The sequence below is a fragment of the Corynebacterium nuruki S6-4 genome (assembly GCF_007970465.1).
GTDB lineage: Bacteria > Actinomycetota > Actinomycetes > Mycobacteriales > Mycobacteriaceae > Corynebacterium > Corynebacterium nuruki.
The window spans coordinates 2,266,282-2,280,782 of the sequence record NZ_CP042429.1 but is presented as its reverse complement, the minus strand read 5'-3'; the positions used below and the strand labels follow the sequence as shown (position 1 = coordinate 2,280,782).

Annotated in this window: 14 protein-coding genes; 4 read left to right on the top strand and 10 right to left on the bottom strand. The window is 72.3% G+C overall.

Going from position 1 to position 14,501, the window contains the following annotated elements; all coding sequences use genetic code 11:
• Positions 1-92 precede the first annotated feature (92 nt).
• The 5 genes from FSW06_RS10185 to FSW06_RS10165 all read right to left on the bottom strand — a co-directional run bounded on the left by FSW06_RS10185 (position 93) and on the right by FSW06_RS10165 (position 3,935).
• Entirely contained in the window at positions 93-515 is a 423-nt protein-coding gene (locus tag FSW06_RS10185) for a GtrA family protein (protein WP_010122815.1), read from the bottom strand.
• Positions 505-1,059, bottom strand: a complete 555-nt coding sequence (locus FSW06_RS10180; protein WP_139024617.1) for a GtrA family protein — start codon at positions 1,057-1,059, stop codon at positions 505-507. The genes FSW06_RS10185 and FSW06_RS10180 overlap by 11 nt, the downstream gene beginning before the upstream one ends.
• 222 nt (positions 1,060-1,281) lie before the next feature.
• Positions 1,282-2,526, bottom strand: a complete 1,245-nt coding sequence (locus tag FSW06_RS10175) for a hypothetical protein (RefSeq protein WP_238526026.1) — start codon at positions 2,524-2,526, stop codon at positions 1,282-1,284.
• Positions 2,527-2,643: 117 nt separating this feature from the next.
• Positions 2,644-3,303: a hypothetical protein gene (locus tag FSW06_RS10170; protein ID WP_010122818.1), complete on the bottom strand. Its 660-nt coding sequence runs from the start codon at positions 3,301-3,303 to the stop codon at positions 2,644-2,646.
• A gap of 8 nt (positions 3,304-3,311) precedes the next feature.
• Positions 3,312-3,935, bottom strand: coding sequence for a hypothetical protein (locus tag FSW06_RS10165; RefSeq protein WP_029450357.1), 624 nt, complete (start codon positions 3,933-3,935; stop codon positions 3,312-3,314).
• A gap of 85 nt (positions 3,936-4,020) precedes the next feature.
• Here FSW06_RS10165 and FSW06_RS10160 point away from each other — a divergent pair, with 85 nt between their 5' ends.
• Complete coding sequence (locus FSW06_RS10160; RefSeq protein ID WP_010122820.1) at positions 4,021-4,416, top strand: hypothetical protein; 396 nt, start codon at positions 4,021-4,023, stop codon at positions 4,414-4,416.
• A 33-nt stretch (positions 4,417-4,449) separates the two neighbouring features.
• On the opposite strand, the gene FSW06_RS10155 is transcribed toward FSW06_RS10160, so the two are convergent.
• Together FSW06_RS10155 and FSW06_RS10150 are read right to left on the bottom strand one after the other, a co-directional pair.
• Positions 4,450-7,581, bottom strand: a complete 3,132-nt coding sequence (locus FSW06_RS10155; protein ID WP_146881343.1) for a hypothetical protein — start codon at positions 7,579-7,581, stop codon at positions 4,450-4,452.
• A gap of 182 nt (positions 7,582-7,763) precedes the next feature.
• The gene (locus tag FSW06_RS10150; protein WP_139024614.1) at positions 7,764-10,049 is read right to left on the bottom strand and encodes a hypothetical protein; all 2,286 of its coding nucleotides are present in this window, start codon (positions 10,047-10,049) and stop codon (positions 7,764-7,766) included.
• 113 nt (positions 10,050-10,162) lie between these two features.
• Here FSW06_RS10150 and FSW06_RS10145 point away from each other — a divergent pair, with 113 nt between their 5' ends.
• Together FSW06_RS10145 and FSW06_RS10140 are read left to right on the top strand one after the other, a co-directional pair.
• Entirely contained in the window at positions 10,163-11,578 is a 1,416-nt protein-coding gene (locus FSW06_RS10145; protein ID WP_010122824.1) for a decaprenylphosphoryl-beta-D-ribose oxidase, read from the top strand.
• 28 nt (positions 11,579-11,606) lie between these two features.
• Positions 11,607-12,365: a decaprenylphospho-beta-D-erythro-pentofuranosid-2-ulose 2-reductase gene (locus FSW06_RS10140; protein ID WP_010122826.1), complete on the top strand. Its 759-nt coding sequence runs from the start codon at positions 11,607-11,609 to the stop codon at positions 12,363-12,365.
• 253 nt (positions 12,366-12,618) lie between these two features.
• Here the strand turns inward: FSW06_RS10140 and FSW06_RS10135 are convergent, their stop codons facing one another.
• The 3 genes from FSW06_RS10135 to FSW06_RS10125 all read right to left on the bottom strand — a co-directional run bounded on the left by FSW06_RS10135 (position 12,619) and on the right by FSW06_RS10125 (position 14,086).
• Positions 12,619-12,873 carry a hypothetical protein gene (locus tag FSW06_RS10135; protein WP_010122827.1) on the bottom strand — a complete coding sequence of 85 codons (255 nt, stop codon included), beginning with the start codon at positions 12,871-12,873 and terminating at the stop codon, positions 12,619-12,621.
• Positions 12,874-13,088: 215 nt separating this feature from the next.
• Positions 13,089-13,697, bottom strand: coding sequence for a YdhK family protein (locus tag FSW06_RS10130; RefSeq protein ID WP_010122828.1), 609 nt, complete (start codon positions 13,695-13,697; stop codon positions 13,089-13,091).
• Between the two features lie 56 nt (positions 13,698-13,753).
• Entirely contained in the window at positions 13,754-14,086 is a 333-nt protein-coding gene (locus FSW06_RS10125; protein WP_010122830.1) for a hypothetical protein, read from the bottom strand.
• Positions 14,087-14,288: 202 nt separating this feature from the next.
• Between FSW06_RS10125 and FSW06_RS10120 the strand changes: the two genes are divergently transcribed.
• A complete protein-coding gene (locus FSW06_RS10120) occupies positions 14,289-14,492 on the top strand; it encodes a heavy-metal-associated domain-containing protein (RefSeq protein ID WP_010122831.1) in 204 nt (67 codons plus the stop codon).
• The last annotated feature ends 9 nt before the right edge of the window (positions 14,493-14,501 follow it).

The window sequence follows — 14,501 nt, the reverse complement described above, 5'->3', positions numbered from 1 at the left end:
CTACCGGTCTGAACTGGTAATACTTTCCGGTGGTCCCGGGTTGTGCCCCGGGTGGTACTCCGTAGATCCCCACTCCGGAAGGCGGAGTTCCCCTACAGCACCCGGAAGATGACCCACCGCTGGATGGCGAAGTTCAGCACCGTCGCCGTCCCCTGCGCGATGACGAAACTGATCGCCTGCGTCCAGAAGTCGGAGAAGTCGTGGTCCTCCAGCCACGGGATGCACACCAGGAACAGGCTGACCTGCACCAGGTATGTCAGCAGGTAGGAGCACATGGTGACGAGGAAACGCTTCGTCGACGGCGCGGCCTGGAAGGTCCACCGCCGGTTGATGAGGTAGGCGGTCAGCGTCCCCAGGACGAAGCCGACGGTCTTCGATCCGCCGTGTGACAGGCCCGCCAGCGACAGCAGGTAGGTCGACCCGAAGTCGACGACGGCCCCCACCACACCGGTGCAGATGAACCGGAACAGCTGGGTCGCCAACGGCACCCGCACGATGACGCCCTCAGCCGACATGCGTCACCCGCACCTCGCCCTTACCGTGCCCGCCATGCCCGCCGTGGCCGTGCGACCGGAACGTCCACAGCTTGTTGAACAGGAAGTTCGCGGGGATGGCGACGATCACGCCGATGAAGTTGCCCCAGTAGGCGCGCGTCCGCAGGCCCGTCGAATCGTCCCAGATGCTGTGCGACAGGGCGATCGGCGAATCGTCGTTGACCAGTGCGGTGGAGACCAGCAGGGTGATGAGCAGGCCGAAAGCCCCGACGAGCATGAAGCTCAGCATCGGCCGGAACCACGGGGTGCCGTGCTTCATGCGGAACGTGTAGCGCCGGTTGAGGAAGAAGTTCCAGATGTTGGCGACGATGAACGCCAGGATGCTGAACACGTGGTACCAGCGCACGTGGAACGCCGACCCGAAGAGGTTGACGAACGGCGAGTACTGGTCGAAGCCCCACAGCCACTGGGTGAGCTTGTTCGCCAGCACCATCACGGCCTGGTTGACGACGAACCCGGAGGCGCCGACCATGCCGAACTTGATGAACTGGCGGAGGATGCGCATGCTGCGCGCCTTCGCCGCGTCGCGACGCTGTCGGGCGAGGGTGGCCGCGTCGGGGACGGCGTCGCCGTCTCCGGCGGCACTGTCCCCGCCACGTTCTGCGACGGCGTCTGTCACGACACGGGTCCTTTTCTCTCGGCGGCGGCGGATACAGCGGTGAACACTGCCACGCTACCCAGTCAGACCCCGATCGGTGAAACCTGCTCCGGCGTGTCGGGCCGCATGTCAGGCCCCTCCGCCGGACGCCACCTCCCGGCGCTGCAGCAGAAAACGGTACATTTCGAGCCGGTCCAGCAGGCTGCAGCGCGGCACGAGCGGCGTGGCGACCGTCTCCCCCGGCAGACTGCTCCAGGCGTCCGCCCCGCAGGTCGCGAGCCGGTGCGCGGACTCCCGGCACAGCGCTCTGGCCTGCGCTTCGTCGAGCGGGGCGCCGTCGGGTGCGGTGATGCCGAGCGAGCCGAGCAGGGTCGCGGCGATCGCGTCGACGGCACCCCGCTCGGACAGGGTGGACAGGGTGGACAGGGCGATGATGCGTGCCCAGGCGGCGGCCCGGCCGGCGGCGGTGGTCTCGGCGGGCAGGCCGGCGAGAACCGCCCGGGTCCGGTCCGGGACCTGTGCCGGACGCTCCAGGTCGAGCGCCTGCAGCAGCGGGATGAACTCGTAGAGTGCCCCGGCGCGGATCAGGTCGGCGAGTTCGGGGTCGAGTTCGGCGAGAACCTCGTCGACGGTCTCTTCCCCGGCCAGGGCGACGTTCACCGCCGCGAGGTCGACATCGCCCGGCACCCCGGCGGGGTGGTCGGCCGCCGCTCCGGGGTCGGGGGCGAAACTGCCGGCGAGGCAGACGGCGTCCGGTGTGTGGCCGTCGCGCGGCATCGTGCCCGCGGTGGTGACGCTGATCGGGTAGCCGTCGGCGACGATGGTGCCGGTGCCGTCCCGGCCGAGGGCTTCGTCGAGGCGGGTCCCGACCGGCCCGGCGGTGGGGCTGTAGACGCGGAGCCGGTCATCGCGGCGGGCCTGCAGTGACCAACCGCCCACCACGTCCGTGCGGTCGCGGCCGCCGTCGAGCATGCCGGACGCCCCGGGCCAGCTGAAGGCGATGAGGACCGCCCGCACCGTCTCCGCGACGGAGAGGGCCCCGTTGAGGCCCAGGGTGCGGGTGAACCAGCCGATGCCGTCGACGTGGTGTTCGGCGAGGACGAGGAGGGTGGTGTCCACCGGTGCGGTTGTCGCGGCCGCAGAGGCCGCAGACGCCGGCGATGTCACCGACGACGCAGACGGTGCAGACGCCGTGATGTCGACGGGACCGGAGGTCAGCGCCGTGTCGAGGACATCACCGAGTTCCGGGTCGAAGCCGGGCAGGTCGGCGAGGTTCAGCACATCCGCCAGACCCGACCCGGCGTGGTGTGCCCGGGCCCCGGTCGTGGTCCGCGGTCGCGTCCGGGACGCGCGCGGAAGTTGCTGTGCGCTCATACCGCCCAGCGTAGCGCCGGTTCCGGAGGCGTGCCGTCGGTCTGCGGGTGCACCCGCCGGGGCCCGGCAGTGGTCTGACCGGGCTCTGACGGAACTCAGACGGGACTCTGACGAGGCTCAGACGAGTTCGACGGGCAGGGCCTGCAGGTCCCCGCCGAGCCGCTGGGCGCGGAGCTTCTCCACCCGGTTCCAGTCCCGGACCAGGGCACGCAGGCCCCGTGCGGCGGCCAGGCAGCGGGTGACGGCGGTGGCGGCGTCCCCGTCGAGGCCGTGCGGGGCGGGGCCGTCCTGGGTGCGGTAGCCGATGGCGTCCGGCGCCCCCCAGGCGGGCTGACGTTTGCCGGGGTGGGCGGCGGCGAAGTCGTCGTGGTTGCGCCGGACCCGGTCGTGGATGCCCGCCACGGTCGCGTCGAGGTCGATGACGTCCACCCCGTCGACGGGCAGCGGGTCGTCGCCCTCGGCGAGGAGCACCGGGTGGGCGAGGAGGGTGCGCAGGACCGCGTCGCGGTCGCCGCGCTGCGGGATCCAGTCGGCGTCGGCCGCGAACCCGCGGATGCCGTCGCCGTCGACGAGCCAGGCGCCGCTGAAGTCGCCGAGCAGGACGCGGGCGTCCACTTCGACCTGCCAGACGGCGGTGACCCCGCCGACGGTCGCGGCGACGAGCAGCGGCGGGTCCTGGGGGCGGGTGCCGCCGAGGGCGGCGGCGTCCGCGACGGTCGCGTCCTCGGCAGTATCGGTCGCGTCGGTCGTCTCTGTCGTCACAGTCGTGTCCGTCATGCCGCCGCTCACCGGAACTGCGGGTTGGCGGTCGGTGCGGTGGCGGATTCGATCCGTTCCTGCAGCGCCGGACCGGCGGCGACGATACCGACCTGTGCCGCACCCCAGGCGGCGTTCGGGAACCGGCGCAGTACCCGGCCGATCACCGGCAGCTTCCCGCCGACGCGGGAGATGAACCCGGCGGCGGCGCGGTCGATGCGGGCGTTGAGCCACGTCCCTCCGATGACGGCGGCCGCCCCGAGGACCACCATCCCGGCGTTCTGTCCGGTGAACTGGCCGCGCTGGCCGTGGACCTCACCGTGGCCGGTGGCGGTGCCGGCGACATGGCCGGACGCCGGATCGGGGGAGGCCGCCGCACCGGCCCGCCCCTCCTCGCCCTGCCAGCCGGGGGTCGCCGGCGCGGTGGCGGCCTGCTGCTGCGACGTCTGCCCCGTCCTCTTCTGCAGTCCCAGTGCCGTACCGGCCCCGGCGGCGAGGATGAGGGCCCGGACCACACGCCGCTTCCACGGCCCCGTCACGAGATCGGCGGCCAGGTAGTAGCCGACGATCGTGGCGGCGAGGGGCGCGGTCGGCACCCCGCCGATTTCTGCTGGTCCGGGGACGTTGGTGGTGGTGACAGGTGGGTTCGGCATGACTCACACCTTCCGTTGCTGGTCGGGTGCCGGTGGGGCTTGTGCGGCCCCGAGTCTAGTGGAGTACCGGGGTAGGATGGGGGTCATGTTCGGCAGGAGAAACCGCGGGGACGCCGCCGGTGACAGCAGAGGCGACAAGGGCAGCAAGGTCGACAAGGGCAGAGACCGGCTCAAGGACCAGATGCGGCGCAACATCGCCAAGGCCAACGACGGGAAACCCGCCGGGGAGCGTGGCTCGATGGCGCAGACCGCGGTCGTCGGCGGGACCGACCCGGCGGCACACTACGAGGCGGCCCAGCACACCACGGCCCCGCTCAACGAGTTCATGACCCGGCTCATCGCCCAGGAACTGCCGATCCTCGACTCGAGCAGCCGCTCGGTCATCAACCATGCGCTGCGGGAACACCAGGAGGCGGGGAAACCGCAGATCACGTGCGTGGCGGAGCTGCCCGACGAGGTCCGCGAGATCATGAACCTGTAGCCGGGCCGCCGGGGCCGTCTGTACCTCATTCCCTCAGTCGGCAGTTCCGGTGACCGAGGCGACGAAGTCCGCGTAGCGGCGGCGCAGCACCGGATCCTCCGCGAGCCGGGACGCCGCCTCCGCTCGCTGCAGGACGGCGGCGACCACACTGCCCAGCCCGGCGCGGCGGGCCTGCTGGACGACGGACTCGAAGATGAGCAGTGCCTCGTCGTCGCGTCCGGCAACGTGCAGCAGCAGTGCCTGTTCGGTGAGGATATCCAGGTGCGGCTGGAGGACACCGCCCCGGGTGACGGTTGTCGCACCCCAGGAGACCAGGTCGAGGGCCTCGTCGATCCGCCCGGCGCGGACGAGCCGGTGGTTGATCCGCAGGATGCCACGGACCGCCTCCGCGGTGGCTCCGGCGAGTGCCCCGGCAGCCGTGCCGGCGTCCGGACCGGTACCGGGCTCCTCCCCGTCGGCGACGAGTGCGGCGGCGCGGTAGCCGTCCCACGCCTCGGCGAGTCCGGTACGACGGTCGGGCCATTCGTCGGCGAACCAGGTGTCCGTCAGGGCGGCCGACAGGCACGCCTCCTGGACCCGGAGCAGATAGTTCTCGTGCGGGAAGCGGGCCGGATCGGGGCCGTGGTCGTGGATCCGGGCGAGGACGGCCGCGGCCGCGGGGAAGGCCCCGTCGTCGAGCAGTGCCGCGACCTGCATCGTCCGGCAGTACAGCGCGGTGCGCAGGTCACCCCGGTGCGCCGCGGATTCGGCGGTCATCCCGGCCGCCGCGGCCGCCGCACGGTCGTTGCCCAGGTCGGCGAGCAGCGGGAACCGGTCGGTCATCAGCTGCAGGCGCAGCAGGTCGCTGACGTTGTCACCGCCCTGGTCACCGCCCTGGTCTCTGCCCTGGTCACAGCCCGGGTCCGGAGCTCCGGCGTCCAGCAGGTCGAGTCCCCGGTCCAGCAGGGCGAGCGCTTCGTGGAGCATGCCGCCCCCGCCGAGGCAGCGGGAGAGCAGCAGCAGGTCACTGACCTGGTCACCGCCCCGGTCCGGGTGTCCGGCCGTCGCCGGCGGCTCCGGTGGCAGGCACAGCGCCACACCGGTGACGAGGTGGCCGACGGCGATATGGATCCGCAGATCGAAGGAGCGGTCGTCGACTGCCCCGTCGGTGATGTCGCTGTATCCGGTGAGCAGCCCGACGCCGAGCTGGGGAACCGCCCGGGGGATGAGCCGGACCGCGGTCGGCAGGGCCGCCAGGGCCGGACGCAGCGCGGTGATGTCCGGCAGGACCCCACCGAGCAGGACGTCGAGATCGACGAGGTGCCGGATGAGCGGGTGGAGTCCGTCGCGGATCTCGAGGACTGCCGCCACCCGGGCGGCGAGGATGTCGCGGGCGGGGGCGTCGGAGAGTTCTGCGCCGCGGCGGGCGTCCTCCTGGGCCCCGACCCGGACCTCGAGCATCCGGTCGAGGTCGGCGATGACCGGGATCTCCGCTGTGCCCGCTGTGTCCTCCCTGTCCTCTCTGTCCTCTGTGTCTTCCCCGCCCCCGGACGCGCCGGTGCTGTGCCGGATGCGGTCCGCGAGTTCTGCGCAGGCGGGGCCGAGGACCGGGTCCCCGGCGAGGTCCGCCAGGCGTGGGGCGGCGAGCGCGACGGCGTCCGCCATACCCAGCAGGGAGTACAGCACCGTGGCGGTGAACAGGTCGGCGGCGCTCAGGGTCGTGAGGTCGACGGGGCCGAGCGGCGGGATCTCCGGGACGGCGTCGGCGGTCCAGCGGCCGACCTCGGCCGGCAGCTCGAACCAGGCGGGGTCCGCCCAGTCCGGGAGTCCGCCGACGATGCCGCTGTGCAGTGGCGGGGTGGCCGCGAACGGCAGTTGTCCGGTGAGGTCCGGGTCCGCCGGCGGCACCTCTGCGTCCCACAGCCGGCCGGTCTCCGCGCGGGTGGCGGCCCCGGGTGCGGCGGTGTTGCGGGCGTCGAGCGCGGCGACGGCCCGCCTGCTCAACCGTCCGGTGGCCTCCGCCAGCTCCGCGACGGTCGGTTCGGCACCGGCGGCGAGCGGCCGGACCTCGTCGGCGAGCCAGTCGGTGACCGGTGACAGTCCGGCCCACGGCAGGCGGGCGGTGCCCAGTCCCGCGGCGTCGGCATCGGCGAAGATCCCGGCGAGGGTCTCCACGACGTGCGGTTCGGTGACCGGCCGGTGGTGGCGCAGCTGCAGGACCGGCCAGCTCCGTTCCAGCAGCCCGAGGGCGGCCCGCGCCTCCCCCGCCCGGGCCAGGTATCCGGTGACCTGCAGCAGTGCCGTCGCCGCCGACGGCAGGCCGATGCAGCGCTGCGCGACTGCGGCGGCCCGCCGGGCGGTATCCGCCGCGGGACCGGTGGCCGCCAGCGGGATGAGCGCCTCGGCCTGCATGAGCGTGGGCAGACCGCCTGCCTCCGGCAGTGCCTCCATGTCCGCCAGGTATCCGGCGGCACCCGTGGCGTCCCCGCGGAGCAGGGCGACCATCGCACGCTGGTCGAGGTCGCGCTGCACGCCGGCCACCTCCTCCCACTGCGGCGGATCCGACAGTCCGGGCATCCCGGGCGGCGGCATGCGGTCGAGCAGCCGCTGCGCCTCGTCGACCCGGGCGGTGACCAGCAGGATGTCGACGGCGGTCTTCTCCGCCGCACCGTCGCCGTAGCCCGTCAGCGCCTCCTGCGCCTGCCGACCGAACGCGTCGAGGTCGACGACGGACACCGCCGGGTCGACGGCGGCGGTGACCGCGACATCCCGCCACACCGACGGCCACACCTCGGGCAGCGGTTCCCCGTCACCGTCGACGGGCGGGACGGCGGCACCGACGGCGTCGGGGTGGGCGGGGTAGGACGCCGCGTCGGTCCGGTGCAGCTGCCACAGCCGCGGCAGTGCGTCGAGCGCCCAGGCGGCGTCCGCCGGGTCACACAGCCGGCAGCGCAGGAGGTCGACCCGGTAGGCGAGCTGCGCGGCAGCCCGGTCCCCGGCCGCGGCGAGGTCCGTGACAGTCCCGGAGATCTCCTGCAGACCGCGGGTCAGACCGGCCGGTCCGGTCTCGCCCCGCCGGACGGCGCCGCGCAGCTCCTCCCACCGCCGGGCCGCCCGGGCGACCGCGGCCCCGGTGCCGTCGCCCGGGCCACCTGAGCCACCTGGGCCACCTGAGATCCCTGCCATGCCTTCACTATGTCACGCACCCGGTCACGCCACTGACCCCGATGTCCACGGAACGAACCGGCAGGTCGGATTTCCCGTCCCCGGACAGCACCTGGGCTCGTCAACCCCGCATCCGCAGGAGCCAGTAGGCCCCCGGTCCTGAAAACCGCCGGTAGCGTCCACGACCTCCCCGGGAAGGCCGGCTACGCGACGCCGTCCAGCACCGCGGCCAGGTCCCGGCGGCGACGGACCAGGTCCGGGTCGCCCGCGGTGCCGTCGGGGTCATTGGCACGGTCGGCGGCGTCCAGCAGGTCGAGGGTGCACCGCGCCCGGTCGAGATCGGTGCCCTCACCGGCGGCGATGCCTGCGGCGGCGGAGACCAGCCGGCAGTCCGCGGCGAGGCGGCCGGACCCCGGGGCACCGCAGACGGCGGCGCACCGTGCGGCCCGCTCGGCGAACAGGGCGGCGCCGCGGAGATTGCCGAGCCCCGCCAGGGCCTCGGCGTGGTAGCGCAGCAGCAGTGCCGGGGCATCCGGGCGGACCTCCGCCGGCGGGACCCCGGCGTCGCCGTGCAGGGCGGTACGGAACACGGTGCACAGTGCCGCCGTCTCGTGGTACGCCCCGACATCGAGCAGCGTCTCGGCGAGGTCGAGCAGATCGTCGGTGTGCACCGCCGCAGCCGGACCCGGCGGGGCCGGGAGGGTCCGCGCCACCGCCGCGACCGTCCGGGCGGCCGACCGGAGGTCCGCTGCCCGCTGCCCACCTGCACCGGAGAGAGCCTCGAGCAGGGTGGCCCCGGCGAGCGGGACCGCCCGGGGGATGGTCCGGGCGAGCCGTGGCAGGGCCCGGAGCGCGAGTGTGGCGGTGGCCGGGGACGGCACCGCACCACCGAGCAGGAGATCGAGTTCGATCAGCCGCCGCACCAGCGGGGATGCCCCCTGCCACAGGCCCGTGACCTCGCGGGCGCGGGCCGGGTCCGCACCGCAGGTACCCGCGCAGCAGCTGCGGGTGAGCATCCGGTCCACCTCGGCGATCAGGGGATGGCCGGACGGTGCCGGGACACCTTCGCTGTTGTCCCTGTTGTCCCTGTCCTCCCTGTCTCCGGTGACACGCGCGAGGACGTGCGCGGCCACCGCCCGCTCCCCCTCGGCGGCGGGATCGTCGGGGTGGGCGGGCCGGTCGAGCAGCTCGCCCAGCCGACCCGCGAACGCGGTGGCGGCGCCGGTGAAGTCCAGCAGGGTGCAGAACACGGTGCCGCACACCACGTCGGAAAGGTCGAGCGCGGCCAGGTCGACGGGTCCGGCGCAGTCCAGGTCCGCGCCGGTGCACCGGATCTCCTCCTCCGGCACCGCGGGACCGATGCCGGGCAGTGCGGGCACCGTGGGATCAGCCGGCGGCACCGGTGGGCCGGGCACATCCCGGCCCGCCCGCCAGCCGGGGCGCAGTGCGGCACAGTTCGCGCGGACCGCGGCGGCACCGGCCGGTTCCCCCGCCGCCGCGAGATAGTCCGCCACCCGTGCCATCGCCGGGACGAGGTCGGCCCGGCCTGCGGCGCGGGTCACGACCCGCCGCACCCGCCGCGCGGTCACCTCCGGGGCCACCACGTGCGCCAGCGGGACGAGTGATTCCGCGACCGCCGCCGTGGCGAGGTCCCGGTCCCCGACGGCGGGTGCGGGTGAGTCCTCGACCAGCGCGACCGTGGAGGCGGCGAGTTCCAGGTCACCGGAGCCCAGCGCCACCCTCAGCCGCGCCGCCAGGGCACGGTGATGACGGTGCACGTCCTGTGGTGCGGGGTCGCGCGGCACCGTCGGAGCCGGGAGGAGGGCGATGATCTCCGCCGCCTGCGCGTGGCGTCCGGTGGCGGCGAGGGCCCTGACCCGCGCCTCGGCGACGGCCACGGTGGCGGCTGTGCCCGCTGTCCCTGTCGTGCCGGTCATGCCGGTCATGCCGGTCATGCCGGCACAGCCTCCCCCGCGCCTGCGGAGCACCGCCGCGGCCCGGTCGGCGAGGCGGTCCACCTCGGCGGTGGCGGCGTCCGGTGCGAGCAGTGCCGCCGCCTCCTCCCACCCGGCGAGCAGCAGGTCGGGCAGGTCACCACCGTCACCGTCGACCGGAGGGACGGCCGCGCCGACGGCGTCCGGGTGGGCGGGGAAACGGGCGGTGTCCCGGTCGTGCCGCTGCCACAGTTCCGGCAGCAGCGAGACGGTCTCCGCCCGCTCGGCGGGGGTGCCCGACCCGGTGCGGCACACCTGGCCGAGCCGGGTGAGGTCGACACGGTGGCGCAGCTCCAGCGCGCGACGCGCCTGCCGGGTACAGCGGCAGGACGCCAACCCGGCCTCGAGTCCGGCGAGCTCGTCCGAGAGGACCGCCAGACTGCGCAGGTACACGCCCCCGGGGACCGCACCCCGGTCATGTGCCGCGCGGAGCCGCTCCCAGCGCCAGGTCGAGCGCGTTACCCTGTCCTCACTGAGGCCACCATAACTAACCATTCCCTTACTATGGCACAGTGGCATACCCCGTGTCCCGTGACCGGGTGTCACAGACGTCACTGTTGTGCTCGTCATGACCGGAACTGTCCGACGGCGACTGTAGGGTGGTCCGCATGGAACTGAAGACGCACACCCGGACCCTCACCGGCTGGGGCCGCACCGCCCCGACCACCGCAGAGGTCCTGTCCACCCCGGACGTCGACGTCATCGCCGCCGCCGTCGCGCAGGTCGCCGACGCCAACGCGGACAAGCCCGACCACCTCCGGCGTGGCGTGATCGCCCGCGGCATGGGCCGCTCCTACGGCGACCCCGCCATGAACAGCGGCGGCCTGGTCATCGACATGCAGCCGCTGAACACGATCCACTCCATCGACCCGGAGACGGCCATCGTCGACGTGGACGCCGGCGTGACGCTCGACCAGCTCATGAAGGCCGCCCTGCCCTACGGGCTGTGGGTCCCGGTGCTGCCCGGCACCCGTCAGGTGACCATCGGCGGTGCGATCAGCCCGGACATCCACGGCAAGAACCACCACTCCGCCGGTTCCTTCGGCAACCACGTCCGCAGCATCGAACTGCTGGTGGCCGACGGTCGTGTGCTGCACCTGGAGCCGGAGGGCTCCGCCGACGACCCGGCCGGGACGCTGTTCTGGGCCACCGTCGGCGGCATGGGGCTGACCGGCGTGATCCTGCGTGCGACCATCGAGATGACGAAGACGGAGACCGCCTACTTCATCTGCGACACCGACCGCACGGAGAACCTCGACGAGACCATCGCCGCCCACTCCGACGGTTCCGAGGTCAACTACACCTATTCCTCGGCGTGGTTCGACTGCATCTCCCCGGAGCCCAAGCTCGGCCGGGCGACGATCTCCCGGGGGTCGCTGGCCACCCTCGACCAGCTCAAGGAGTTCGCCCCGAAGCTGGCGGCGGATCCGCTGAAGTTCAACGCCCCGCAGCTGATGACCGTGCCGGACATCTTCCCGTCCTTCACGATGAACAAGCTGACCCTGTCGGCGGTGGGCCTGGCCTACTACGCGATGGGCAAGCCGGCACGGAACCAGACCGAGAACCTCACGCAGTTCTACCAGCCCCTCGACCTCATCGGGGAGTGGAACCGCGGCTACGGCTCCAAGGGTTTCCTGCAGTACCAGTTCGTGGTGCCGACCGAGGCCGTCGAGCCGTTCAAGCAGATCATCAAGGACATCCAGGGCTCCGGGCACTACTCGGCGCTCAACGTGTTCAAGCTGTTCGGCCCGGGCAACCGTGCCCCGCTGAGCTACCCGATGCCCGGCTGGAACGTCTGCGTGGACTTCCCGGTGCGTCCGGGCCTGGGCGCCTTCCTCGACCGGCTCGACGAGCAGGTCATGGAGTTCGGCGGACGCCTCTACCTGGCCAAGGAGTCCCGCACCACCGCGGAGAACTTCCACCGGATGTACCCGGGGCTCCAGGGCTGGCTGGAGACCCGCCACGGGATCGACCCGACCGGTGTCTTCGCCTCCGACATGTCCCGCCGCCTCGAGCTGCACTAGACCGTCTTACCTGCTAGGAGACTTTTCAATGATCAACGCTGTGGGTAAGCCCCAGTCCATCCTGCTGCTCGGCGGCGCCTCCGACATGGGGCTCGCCGTCGTCGAGGAGTTCCTCTCCCGCGGCCCGGCGCGCGTGGTGCTCGCCGCCCGCGCCGGCGACGACCTGTCCTCCCCGATCGCCCGGTGCGAGGCCGCCGGGGCGTCCTCGGTGGAGACCGTCGACTTCGACGCGACCGCCTTCGACACCCACGAGGCCGTCATCGACGAGATCTGGGCGAAGGGCGACATCGACCTCGCCATCGTCGCCTTCGGCGTCCTCGGGGACAACGAGGTCCAGTGGCACGACCAGAAGCAGACCGTGCTCGCCGCGCAGGTCAACTACACCGGTGCGGTCTCGGTGGGCGTGCTGCTCGCCGACCGGATGAAGAAGCAGGGCCACGGCCAGATCGTGGTCTTCTCCTCGGTCGCCGGTGAGATGGTCCGCCGCTCCAACTTCGTCTACGGCTCCACCAAGGCCGGCGTTGACGGTTTCTACCGCATGCTCGGTGAGGCCCTGCGCGGCACCGGCGTGCGCGTGCTCACCGTCCGCCCGGGTCAGGTCCGCACGAACATGACCAAGGGCCTCGACGATGCCCCGCTCACCGTCGACAAGGAGGACGCCGCGAAGGCCATCGCCGCCGGCGTGGACAACAAGAAGACGGTCATCTGGGTCCACCCGCTGTTCCGCTGGGTGATGCTGATCCTGAAGAACCTGCCGCAGTTCATCGTGCGGAAGCTGCCGATCTAGGCTCCGGCACACTCCGGAGGCGGCTGTGACGGAGCGCTGTCCCGGGCGGTGAAAAGCCGGTCCGATTCGGGGACGCCGAGTGCATCGACGTCCCCGAACCGGACCGGCTTTTCACGTGCACCCCGGAGCAACATCCTCCGACAAATGCTGTAAAACGGACTCTGCACAAAATAGCTGACTGCCGGGAGACCTCTATCTGATCCGGACCGGAGAGGGCAGCATATACCGGACGCCTCTCCCCGGAGCTCCACGGTCAGAACGTGCAGGCACCCGTGGTGGCGTCGATCGAGCCGGCGGCGATGCCGATCGGACACCAGATGAAGTAGTAGGGCAGCAGGACGGCAGCCGCTCCGACGCCGACGACGCTCCCGACGACCTGCTGCGCCTCCGGAGGCAGCGACTCGTAGGAGCCCTGGACGGATCCCGGCAGATCCTGTGCTGCAGCGGACGGGGCGACAGCGGCGCCGCCCCCGACGGCGATCAGGGTGGCGGCGGTGGCGGCGACCACCCGTCCGCGCAGGCGACGGTGCCGGCGGTGGTGGACGGTGTGACCGGGTTCGTGATGCGTCGTGCGAACGGTAGCTGAAAGTTCGCCGTACATGATGATCCTCTCGGTGGACTGGTGCGGGACGCTGGTTCGGGATGCTGTGCCCCACCCACCCCACCCTGCTCTCCACCGCAGTCCACCGGTACCCCCTGGGACGGACGCCGGACGGACGCGCACTACCCGGCCGGGGCGAGCTCGTCCCCGGTGACCCACTTGTGGTTCGTCATGGTCGTGCCGTCCGCCGTGGTGATGTCCACCATGTAGACGGTCCCCTGCATCGAGGAATCCACCGTGCCCGCCGCCCCCTTCATCCCGGACATGTGGTCGGCCCCGATCGTCACCGGAGTGCCGTCGGCGAGCGGGGCAGGGCCCGGATTCTCCAGCTCCTCCTGCACCACCCACCGGTGATCGGTCACCGGGGCGCCACCGTCGGTCGGGGTGTAGCTCACCGCATAGGCCGTGGTGGCGTAGGCGCCGGTCACGGTGCCTTCCGCCCCCTGCATGCCGGGCATGTGGTCGGCGGTGACGGTGACCCGGGTGCCGACCGGGTAGGCGGGATCGGGGGCGTCCACGATACCGGCGGGGGCGTCGCCGCCGTCCATCGCATGGTCGTGCATGTCCATGTCGCCCATACCGTCCGTGTTTCCGGGACCGGTCGACGTGGACGGAGCCTCGGCGGCACTGTGGCCCCCGGCGTCCCCGTCGGAATCATCCCCGCACGCGGCGAGGGTGAGGGCGGGCAGCAGGATCAGGGACGCCAGGACCGGGGTGCGTGAGAACTTCATGCCGCCGAGGGTATACCCCCTCGGGTTATGTCGACACCCTCAGCCGCAGTGCCCGGTCAGAACGAGCAGGAGTCCGGCGTCGGGTTCCACGGCCCGTTGACGATCGGGCACCAGACGAAATAGTAGAGCGCGGCGAGACCGAGAGGCCCGCTGAGTGCGACGCTGCCGACGATCGACTGCACGTCCGGCGGCAGGGCATCGTAGGAGGTCTGGACCGGCTCCGGAAGCCCCTGCGCCGTAGCGGCCGGGGCGACAGCGGCGCCGCCCCCGACGGCGATCAGGGTGGCGGCGGTGGCGGCGATGACCCGCCCCCGCGCGCGGCCGGGCCGCCTGGCATGTTCCGGGTCGTGATGAGTCGTGCGAACGGTGCATGAAGGTTCGCCGTACATGATGTTCCTCTCTTCGGACAGACGCAGGGCACGGTGCCCCGCTCACCCCACATCATGACGTCGCAGGGCCGGTCCCGGCACCCCCGCGCCGGTGCACCACCTCCCGCACCGTCCTTGAAACATACCCCTAGGGGGTATACCGTCGGAACGGTACGGGACGCGGGACTGTCCCCGCCCCACCCTGACCGAAAGGACGACCACCATGGCCACGAAGAACTACACCGTCACCGGCATGAGCTGCGGACACTGCAAGGCCGCCGTCGAGGAGGAGGTCGGCGCCATCGAGGGCGTCACCGCCGTCGAGGCCACCCCGGCCACCGGGGCCGTCGTCGTCACCGGTGACGGCTTCACCGACGAGCAGGTCGCCGCCGCCGTCGACGAAGCCGGCTACGACCTCGCCAAGTAACACCCGCAG

What these genes read in the sequence shown, in the direction of transcription:
- FSW06_RS10170 (WP_010122818.1), bottom strand. Translation starts at nt 3,303, where the DNA reads ATGACGGACACGACTGTGACGACAGAGACGACCGACGCGACCGATACT.
- FSW06_RS10160 (WP_010122820.1), top strand. Translation starts at nt 4,021, where the DNA reads ATGTTCGGCAGGAGAAACCGCGGGGACGCCGCCGGTGACAGCAGAGGC.
- FSW06_RS10185 (WP_010122815.1), bottom strand. Translation starts at nt 515, where the DNA reads ATGTCGGCTGAGGGCGTCATCGTGCGGGTGCCGTTGGCGACCCAGCTG.
- FSW06_RS10180 (WP_139024617.1), bottom strand. Translation starts at nt 1,059, where the DNA reads ATGCGCATCCTCCGCCAGTTCATCAAGTTCGGCATGGTCGGCGCCTCC.
- FSW06_RS10130 (WP_010122828.1), bottom strand. Translation starts at nt 13,697, where the DNA reads ATGAAGTTCTCACGCACCCCGGTCCTGGCGTCCCTGATCCTGCTGCCC.
- FSW06_RS10140 (WP_010122826.1), top strand. Translation starts at nt 11,607, where the DNA reads ATGATCAACGCTGTGGGTAAGCCCCAGTCCATCCTGCTGCTCGGCGGC.
- FSW06_RS10125 (WP_010122830.1), bottom strand. Translation starts at nt 14,086, where the DNA reads ATGTACGGCGAACCTTCATGCACCGTTCGCACGACTCATCACGACCCG.
- FSW06_RS10145 (WP_010122824.1), top strand. Translation starts at nt 10,163, where the DNA reads ATGGAACTGAAGACGCACACCCGGACCCTCACCGGCTGGGGCCGCACC.
- FSW06_RS10175 (WP_238526026.1), bottom strand. Translation starts at nt 2,526, where the DNA reads ATGAGCGCACAGCAACTTCCGCGCGCGTCCCGGACGCGACCGCGGACC.
- FSW06_RS10150 (WP_139024614.1), bottom strand. Translation starts at nt 10,049, where the DNA reads ATGGTTAGTTATGGTGGCCTCAGTGAGGACAGGGTAACGCGCTCGACC.
- FSW06_RS10165 (WP_029450357.1), bottom strand. Translation starts at nt 3,935, where the DNA reads ATGCCGAACCCACCTGTCACCACCACCAACGTCCCCGGACCAGCAGAA.
- FSW06_RS10120 (WP_010122831.1), top strand. Translation starts at nt 14,289, where the DNA reads ATGGCCACGAAGAACTACACCGTCACCGGCATGAGCTGCGGACACTGC.
- FSW06_RS10155 (WP_146881343.1), bottom strand. Translation starts at nt 7,581, where the DNA reads ATGGCAGGGATCTCAGGTGGCCCAGGTGGCTCAGGTGGCCCGGGCGAC.